Raw genomic sequence first — 3410 nt, 5'->3', positions numbered from 1 at the left:
CCACAGACCCCACACCGGCATCGGCGGCCAAACACCCTCACAACGCGTTCACAACGTCACGGGGAAGTACAGCTAGGCGGCGAGCGCCGCAGACCAAGTTCCCGTCGGTGGTGATCGTCGGCGGTTGGAGCAGCCCGAGCTCAGCGATGGATGCGGCCAGGGCCTCGATGTCGCCGAGATCGGTCCGGTGCCGGTGCCCGATCGTGATCGAGGCGACGGCCCGCCGGAGTTCGATGTGTCCGTGTGCCTGGCCCATCAGTGCGTTCCTCTCCGGTGCGGGGCGGCCAGAGACAGGGTCAGCACCAGGTCGTCGTCGCGCATCAGGACCGGCAGTGTTTCGCCGATGAGCAGCCGCAGCAGGATGCCGCGGCCGGTGTTGGTCGAGGCGTAGGCCGGGTGCGGGTGGCCGAGCATGGCCTTGAGCAGTACCGACCAGGATTCGGCCTCGATATCCAGCAGTGCCTGGGCGTGCTTGTCCCGGCGCAGGGACTCGTAGGCGGTGCCCCGGGAGCCGGCGCGGCCCAGTTCCTGGCAGACGTGCTCGACGGCGGCCCGGGCCAGTGCCGGTGGCCAGGTCATCGCGGTCACGAAGGCGACGGTGTCTTCGATCAGGCTGGTCGCGGTGGTGTAGGTGTCGTACTCCCGCCGGTCTTCGTTCTCGTCGTGCTCGGCGGGGTCCTCGGTGGGATCAGGATCGGTGACGTGAAAGGCCTCGTGGTAGTCCGTCAGGGGGTTCTCTCGGTCGGAGATCCGTTCGGGGTCGTGGAAGGCCGAGAAATGCGGGCGCCTAGCCTGGTGGACCGAGCACAGCAGGCCTTGGGCGCGTTCTTCGGCGATGCAGGTGATCCGCACCGCGTGGGTGATCACGCCCCACGGGTCTGTCGCGGTCCTCGCCGAGCGGGTGCGCATGACATCGAAGGCCGCACTCGCGGCCTCCCAGCGGTCGAGCCCGTGTTTGCGGGCCAAGGGTGCATACTTCGCGGCAGCGTGTTCCATCAGGTCCGCGGCCACGGGATCAGAGCGCCATGCTTCGGGGCCGGTCTCGTGCAGGCGGTTCAGTAGGGCGCGCAGGCCCTCGCTGGTGGTGAAGTCTTCGGGTTCGAGCAAGCTGGTCTTCATCGGGGTTACCTCCTGATACTCAGGTGCACTTCGCTGTCCACCGGTCCGGGTCGGGGCTGGGATGGGTCTCATGGGTGCTCACCCGCCTAGTTCCGTCCCAGGGCCGACCGGGTGGCGGGTTCGCGGGTGAACCCGCGGCCGAAAGACTTCAGGGAGGGCAGCTTCTTCGCCGCGTACGCGCCCGCCGTCTTCCCGGCGGTGGCCAGGCCGCGGTCGACCTTGCGGGCCAGGTGCTCCTGCAAGGCGATGCCTCGTCCGGCCATCGCCGCCGAGGACCGGGCGACCAGATCGGTCGGGCGCACCCAGTCGACCCCGCGGCCCTGTGGTGCCTTCAGTCGTTGGAGGAGGCTGGCCCGACGCGTGGCGGTTTTCTCATGCTCGATCGCCTCCGGGGTACCGGTGCCGTGTCCCTCGGTGATCCGCGCGGTGTCCTGCTCTGGTTCCGGTTCGGGCGGGTCCCACCCCGGGTTGTGATCGGTGCCTGAGTCCGGGGCAGGTGCGTTGTTCAGCGCGTCCCAGGGCTCGGGGTCGGGTGGGGTGAAGCTGTCCCAGTTCCCTGCTGCCCAGGCGTTCTCGGAACTCATGATGTGCTCTCCTTCTCTGCGGCCTCGTTCTGGTGGGGTGAAGCGGTGGTGGTCTGGCGGGTGCGCCAGCGCCCGATGGTGGAGGGGTGGACGTTCAGGTGCGCGGCGATGGCCTTGTTCGACCACCCCGCCTCCCACAACTGCGTCGCCTCAGCCTTCCGATCCGACACCGGGGCCCCAGAGTCGGCGTATGGCCCGGCGAGGGACGCTCCGTCGTCCGATGCCGTTTGGTGGGGTGCGGCTGGGTCTTGTTCGGCCGGCTCCGGCGCCGTCAGCGTCAGGGATGGCGCAGGCAGGTCTGCCACGGTGGCCGAGGTCAGCACAGGTTCGTCCGGGGTCTGCCGCTCCTCGCTCACGTCGACCTCGAGGAGACGGTCGGGGCCGGGCGGAGCGCTGACCGCCTCTGAGTCGGGCGGCTCCGAGGCTGGCGTGGGGTGGGTGGAGCGGATCAGGACGACGGTCAGGTGCGTCGAGGCCAGCAACACCAGGGGCGGGACCGACGCGATGATCGAAGCCAGCAGGCCTGGCACCGCCGCCTCAGCGGCGACGACGGCATGCATCGCGTTGGCGGTGACCGAGACCAGAGCACCGGCGACCAGCAACCCCCACGGGTACCAAGCGCCGGGGCGTCCATCGAGGGCCACGACAGCGATGGTGGCCACGACGATGAGCCCATCGACCAGCAGCGGCCAGACCCATGCCTGGGAGCCGGCGATAACGGAGCGCCGTGCCAGATCCGCCAGGGCGGTGAAGGACAGCCAGAATGCGCCCAGGTCGATGCCGATCGCTCCGCCGGCAGCCGTGATGACCGCCCACCCCCACCGTTGCGAGCCGACCATGGTCACATCACCCGGTAGACCGGCGGATGCGATGGGCTCGTTCGTGCTGGGGTAAACGAGCTCTGCTGATCAGTCGCGGATGAGCGTTGGCCTGCCCCAGCGCCGTGAACGTTGGCGTAGGCCGAGCGCACTGTCCGGCTGATCTCCCGTTCCCCAAGGCCTGCCTGCCCGGCAGCGGCACCGAGGACATCCAGAGCATCGCTGGGAGAAGTCCCGTTCTCGGCGAGACGGCAGGCGGCCTTGAACAGTCCGAGGTTCCGTTCGCCTTCCCGCAGGCTCGCCACGCGCTCAGCCAGGGCAGCGACATCCGCGGAACGGTGAGCGCCGCGCGACTCAGGGGCAGGGACCTGCGGCCTGGGGTCGAGGAAGTCCCGCAACCGTTGGGCATTCAGAGCGGAGGCGGGGCCGTGATTGATCTGCTCGAGCGTGTAGTGCCGCTGCTGCCCATCGATATTGCGGTGGGAGGGCGGGACGATGATGTAGCCGCCGTCCCCGCGGAAGTCGACACCGGCCCGCGCGGCTTGCCAGGAACGCTGCGGGGTCTGGGGCGTGGCTGGGTAGAACAAGTGGGCCCCGCCCGAGGGTGTACGGGTGACGACTTCCCAATGCCCGAGCATGCCAGCGTCGTGGGCGCGGTTGATCGCATCGAAGCCGTTGACTCGCTCGTTCAGGTCGACGTCGACGACGACCACGCCGCTGGCCACACCGGTGGGCAGGCCGATATTGGCGTTGGGAATCTGATCCCACCAGGTCCGGATCTGACGGAGGTCCGTAGTCGCGTCATGGAACCCGGCATGGGGACTGCCGCGTCGATAGGTGACATCTGATCTGGCTTGCCCGTAGGGCGGCCTGGAAGGATGTGCACCAT

General features: G+C 68.9%; 4 protein-coding genes and 1 pseudogene. All 5 read right to left on the bottom strand.

From position 1 onward, the window contains the following. Positions 1-58 precede the first annotated feature (58 nt). Positions 59-256: pseudogene (locus GWK18_RS12765) on the bottom strand (ParB N-terminal domain-containing protein); the annotation flags it as partial. Then, positions 256-1119: a hypothetical protein gene (locus tag GWK18_RS12760; RefSeq protein WP_166835713.1), complete on the bottom strand. Its 864-nt coding sequence runs from the start codon at positions 1117-1119 to the stop codon at positions 256-258. The gene GWK18_RS12760 and the pseudogene GWK18_RS12765, both read right to left, overlap by 1 nt. Positions 1120-1205: 86 nt before the next feature. Next, positions 1206-1703 (bottom strand): hypothetical protein, encoded by a 498-nt coding sequence (locus tag GWK18_RS12755; protein WP_166835711.1) that lies wholly within the window; start codon positions 1701-1703, stop codon positions 1206-1208. Then, complete coding sequence (locus GWK18_RS12750) at positions 1700-2542, bottom strand: DUF2637 domain-containing protein (protein WP_166835710.1); 843 nt, start codon at positions 2540-2542, stop codon at positions 1700-1702. Before GWK18_RS12750 ends, GWK18_RS12755 begins: the two co-directional genes overlap by 4 nt. A gap of 2 nt (positions 2543-2544) precedes the next feature. Then, the coding region (locus tag GWK18_RS12745; protein WP_166835708.1) for a bifunctional DNA primase/polymerase at positions 2545-3410 on the bottom strand (866 nt) is incomplete at its 5' end.

This window comes from Kocuria sp. JC486, from assembly GCF_011602805.1.
In the GTDB taxonomy this organism is placed as follows: Bacteria; Actinomycetota; Actinomycetes; order Actinomycetales; family Micrococcaceae; genus Kocuria; species Kocuria soli.
Note: the sequence above shows the minus strand (reverse complement) of the source record. Positions and strands in the feature narration are given on the sequence as shown.